We start from the raw sequence: 931 nt of genomic DNA, 5'->3' as shown, positions 1-931 counted from the left end.
CAGTGGCTATGACTACCGGCGCGACGATGATGCGGGCCTGTGGAGTTCAGCCGATATGACTTATGTCATTACCTATGAAATGTGAGGACGCTATGCCTGTACCAAATCCAGTAATGCCGGTGAAAGGTGCCGGGACCACCCTGTGGGTTTATAAGGGGAGCGGTGACCCTTATGCGAATCCGCTTTCAGACGTTGACTGGTCGCGTCTGGCAAAAGTTAAAGACCTGACGCCCGGCGAACTGACCGCTGAGTCCTATGATGACAGCTATCTCGATGATGAAGATGCAGACTGGACTGCGACCGGGCAGGGGCAGAAATCTGCCGGAGATACCAGCTTCACGCTGGCGTGGATGCCCGGAGAGCAGGGGCAGCAGGCGCTGCTGGCGTGGTTTAATGAAGGTGATACCCGTGCCTATAAAATCCGCTTCCCGAACGGCACGGTCGATGTGTTCCGTGGCTGGGTCAGCAGTATCGGTAAAGCGGTGACGGCGAAGGAAGTGATCACCCGCACGGTGAAAGTCACCAACGTGGGACGTCCGTCAATGGCAGAAGATCGCAGCACGGTAACAGCGGCAACCGGCATGACCGTGACGCCTGCCAGCACTTCGGTGGTGAAAGGGCAGAGCACCACGCTGACCGTGGCATTCCAGCCGGAAGGCGCAACCGACAAGAGCTTCCGTGCGGTGTCTGCGGATAAAACAAAAGCCACCGTGTCGGTCAGTGGTATGACCATCACCGTGAAAGGTGTTGCTGCAGGCAAGGTCAACATTCCGGTTGTATCCGGTAATGGTGAACTTGCTGCGGTTGCAGAAATCACCGTCACCGACAGTTAATCCGGAGAGTCAGCGATGTTCCTGAAAACCGAATCATTTGAACATAACGGCGTGACCGTCACGCTTTCTGAACTGTCAGCCCTGCAGCGTATTGAGCA

3 protein-coding genes are annotated in these 931 nt (G+C 56.1%); all 3 read left to right on the top strand.

The features are described 5' to 3' along the window. The coding region (gene gpU, locus HEN21_RS22560) for a phage minor tail U family protein (protein WP_252333570.1) at positions 1-85 on the top strand (85 nt) is incomplete at its 5' end. Between the two features lie 7 nt (positions 86-92). Next, positions 93-833: a phage tail protein gene (locus HEN21_RS22555; protein WP_001342267.1), complete on the top strand. Its 741-nt coding sequence runs from the start codon at positions 93-95 to the stop codon at positions 831-833. A 15-nt stretch (positions 834-848) separates the two neighbouring features. Further along, positions 849-931 (top strand): phage minor tail protein domain-containing protein (locus HEN21_RS22550; protein ID WP_213666950.1); only part of this gene is annotated, 83 nt, incomplete at its 3' end.

The sequence above is a fragment of the Escherichia sp. 93.1518 genome, assembly GCF_013368915.2.
Classification (GTDB): Bacteria; Pseudomonadota; Gammaproteobacteria; order Enterobacterales; family Enterobacteriaceae; genus Escherichia; species Escherichia ruysiae.
Note: the sequence above shows the minus strand (reverse complement) of the source record. Positions and strands in the feature narration are given on the sequence as shown.